This is a genomic window from Pseudomonas sp. OG7, assembly GCF_014192825.1.
Classification (GTDB): Bacteria; Pseudomonadota; Gammaproteobacteria; order Pseudomonadales; family Pseudomonadaceae; genus Aquipseudomonas; species Aquipseudomonas monteilii.
This window is the reverse complement of the sequence record NZ_JACHYK010000019.1, coordinates 1-3134: the sequence shown is the minus strand read 5'-3', so window position 1 is coordinate 3134 and position 3134 is coordinate 1. Positions and strand designations below refer to the sequence as shown.

4 protein-coding genes, 3 tRNA genes and 1 rRNA gene are annotated in these 3134 nt (G+C 56.7%); all 8 read left to right on the top strand.

Translation table 11 applies throughout. From position 1 onward, the window contains the following. A 5S ribosomal RNA gene (rrf, locus tag FHW75_RS26655) occupies positions 1-91 on the top strand; the annotation flags it as partial. Positions 92-375: 284 nt separating this feature from the next. After that, positions 376-1335, top strand: a complete 960-nt coding sequence (birA, locus tag FHW75_RS26650) for a bifunctional biotin--[acetyl-CoA-carboxylase] ligase/biotin operon repressor BirA (RefSeq protein ID WP_027609938.1) — start codon at positions 376-378, stop codon at positions 1333-1335. Beyond that, on the top strand, positions 1325-2074 hold the full coding sequence (locus tag FHW75_RS26645) for a pantothenate kinase (protein WP_025755075.1): 750 nt from the start codon (positions 1325-1327) through the stop codon (positions 2072-2074). The genes birA and FHW75_RS26645 overlap by 11 nt, the downstream gene beginning before the upstream one ends. 7 nt (positions 2075-2081) lie before the next feature. After that, positions 2082-2507, top strand: coding sequence for a hypothetical protein (locus tag FHW75_RS26640; RefSeq protein WP_019098632.1), 426 nt, complete (start codon positions 2082-2084; stop codon positions 2505-2507). Between the two features lie 152 nt (positions 2508-2659). Continuing rightward, positions 2660-2743, top strand: a tRNA-Tyr gene (locus FHW75_RS26635). Positions 2744-2767: 24 nt separating this feature from the next. After that, positions 2768-2841, top strand: a tRNA-Gly gene (locus FHW75_RS26630). 29 nt (positions 2842-2870) lie between these two features. Then, positions 2871-2946 (top strand) — tRNA-Thr (locus FHW75_RS26625). Between the two features lie 78 nt (positions 2947-3024). Continuing rightward, positions 3025-3134 (top strand): GTP-binding protein (locus FHW75_RS26620; RefSeq protein ID WP_132579187.1); only part of this gene is annotated, 110 nt, incomplete at its 3' end.

The following is a 3134-nucleotide window of genomic DNA, read 5'->3' as shown; positions in this document are numbered from 1 at the left end:
CACCTGATCCCATCCCGAACTCAGCAGTGAAACGATGCATCGCCGATGGTAGTGTGGGGTTTCCCCATGTGAGAGTAGGTCATCGTCAAGATTCATTTCGCAAAACCCCTATCTGCACATGCAGGTAGGGGTTTTGTCTTTGTGGCCCGAAAAAGCCAAGCTCTCACGCAAGTCTCGGCTTTACCCAGATCCCTGTAGGAGCGGCTTTAGCCGCGAACACCGGCAACGCCGGTGCCATCCACCGCGTGGCCTGCTCCGCGGCAAAAGCTGAACCCCACGGGGATCGCTACACAAGGCCGCACTTACAGGCCCTTTTCCTATGCAAGCCAACAGCCCATGGCTATCATGCCTGCCTTATTCCAAGTCGAGACTGGCATGCTGAAGTTGTTGAATCTCCTCAAGGATGGCCGGTTCCATTCCGGTGAAGCCCTGGGGGCAGCCCTCGGGGTGAGTCGCAGTGCCGTTTGGAAGCAGCTGCAGCATCTGGAGAGTGAACTGAACCTCACCATTCACAAGGTTCGTGGGCGCGGCTATCAGCTGGCGGCACCGCTCGCCTTGCTCGAAGCACACGCAATCGCCGGTTATGCCGAAGGCGAGCAGTGGCCGGTGTTCATCCACGAATCGATTGATTCGACCAATGCGGAAGGTTTGCGGCTTGCCGGCCAAGGGCAGGCTGCTCCGTTTATCGTGCTGGCCGAGCGGCAGAGTGCCGGCCGCGGCCGGCGTGGCCGTCAATGGGTCAGCCCATTCGCCGAGAACCTCTATTACAGCCTTGTATTGCGGGTGGATGGCGGCATGCGTCAGCTCGAAGGTTTGAGCCTGGTGGTGGGACTGGCCGTAATGCGTACCCTGCAGGCGTTTGGCGTAAAAGAGGTAGGGCTCAAATGGCCCAACGATGTGCTGGTTCGCGGGCAGAAGATTACCGGCATTCTCCTGGAGCTGGTGGGCGACCCTGCTGATGTCTGTCATGTAGTACTGGGTATCGGTATCAATGTGAACATGCAGGCAAATGACCAGGTCGACCAACAGTGGACTTCAATGCGGCGTGAGGTGGGTGCGACAATTGATCGCAATCACTTGGTGGCATCGCTCAGTCAGCAACTGCAGCATGAATTGGCACGCCATCGCCGCTACGGATTCGCAGCATTCCTGGAAGAATGGGAGCAGGCGCACCTTTGGCAGGGGCGCAATGTCTCGCTGGTTGCTGGCAGCACGCATATTGATGGTGTGGTTCTCGGCGTCGACGGGCAGGGTGGTTTGCGCCTTGAGGTGGACGGAGTGGAAAAGAGCTTCAGTGGTGGTGAGCTCAGTTTGAGGTTGCGTGATGATTCTTGAGCTCGATTGCGGTAACAGCTTCATCAAGTGGCGGGTAATCCATGCTGCTGATGCAGTCATTGAAGGTGGCGGGATCGTCGATTCCGATCAGGCGTTGCTCGCTGAAGTGGCTGCGTTGGCTTCGGTGCGTCTTACGGGCTGTCGCATTGTCAGTGTGCGCAGCGAGGAAGAAACCGATGCACTGTGTTCATTGATTGCCCAGGCGTTTACCGTTCAGGCGCGTGTTGCGCATCCGGCACGGGAAATGGCCGGCGTGCGCAATGGCTATGACGATTATCAGCGTCTGGGTATGGATCGTTGGCTGGCTGCGCTGGGTGCATTTCACTTGGCAAAGGGCGCGTGCCTGGTCATTGACTTGGGCACTGCTGCAAAAGCGGACTTCGTTGCAGCGGATGGTGAGCATCTGGGTGGTTACATTTGCCCGGGCATGCCTTTGATGCGTAGCCAGCTGCGCACCCATACCCGGCGTATACGCTATGACGATGCCTCCGCCGAGCGCGCATTGACCAGTCTGTCTCCCGGGCGCTCAACCGTCGAAGCGGTCGAGCGCGGTTGTGTGTTGATGCTCCAGGGTTTTGCGCGCACCCAGCTTGATCAGGCGCGTGTGCTGTGGGGGGACACGTTCACGGTATTTCTCACTGGGGGTGATGCGCCACTGGTAAGGGAGGCTGTGCCCCAGGCGCGTGTTGTGCCAGACCTGGTTTTCGTTGGCCTGGCCATGGCCTGCCCATTGGATTGAGGTGCCTATGCGTTGGTTGTTTCTGCTGTTACTGGTGCTCAACGTCTTCTATTACGTGTGGCATCAGCAGGAAGCCCCGCTGAAGGTCAAGGAAGTCGCCCCGCTGTCTCTGTACAAGGGGAATCAGCAAGAGATCCGTCTGCTGCGTGAAACAGGCGTGTCGGCGCCGCCCAAGCGTCGTGATGAATGCCTGGTAGTGGGTGGGGTAATGGGGCAGGGGCAGCTGGATGCGCTGCGTCAGCGCCTCTTGAGCCTAGATATTGCGACCTTGCCAGTGGTGGGGCAGCTGCCGGGGGCAGATGGGCGCTGGCTCAAGGTTGCACCGGAAAGCGAGCGTTTGCTGGACCAAACGGTACTCTCAGCTCTTTCCAATGATTTCAAAGACTTAAAACATAAAATTATTTTCTGCCAGGGTATTGCAACTGGCGAATAGCTTGATAGAATGGCGCCCGCTTCACAGGGAACACCACTCAGGTGGTAGAACTGGAAGCGGTGTCAAAGCAGCTAAGTTTCAGATTTGATTGAAAAAATTTGAAAAAACGCTTGACACTAGGGCGGCAGGCAAATAGAATGCCGGCCACATCTGGAGGGATTCCCGAGCGGTCAAAGGGGACGGACTGTAAATCCGTTGCGAGAGCTTCGAAGGTTCGAATCCTTCTCCCTCCACCAGTTTTAGCGAGAGCCGCAAGCTCCGCGGGTATAGTTTAGTGGTAGAACCTCAGCCTTCCAAGCTGATGATGCGGGTTCGATTCCCGCTACCCGCTCCAAGTTTGCCGGATTTTGCGCAAAGTGTTTCGCTCTTGTAGCTCAGTTGGTAGAGCACACCCTTGGTAAGGGTGAGGTCAGCGGTTCAAATCCGCTCAAGAGCTCCATATAAACAAGGCAGATATGAAAATATCTGCCTTTGTTTTATCAGCGCAAGACTATTTCTTCTGCGGAGGATTGTATCGATGGCTAAGGAAAAGTTTGATCGTTCCCTTCCCCACGTTAACGTCGGCACTATCGGCCACGTTGACCACGGTAAGACCACTCTGACCGCAGCTCTGACTCGCGTCTGCTC

What these genes read in the sequence shown, in the direction of transcription:
- FHW75_RS26645 (WP_025755075.1), top strand. Translation starts at nt 1,325, where the DNA reads ATGATTCTTGAGCTCGATTGCGGTAACAGCTTCATCAAGTGGCGGGTA.
- birA (WP_027609938.1), top strand. Translation starts at nt 376, where the DNA reads ATGCTGAAGTTGTTGAATCTCCTCAAGGATGGCCGGTTCCATTCCGGT.
- FHW75_RS26640 (WP_019098632.1), top strand. Translation starts at nt 2,082, where the DNA reads ATGCGTTGGTTGTTTCTGCTGTTACTGGTGCTCAACGTCTTCTATTAC.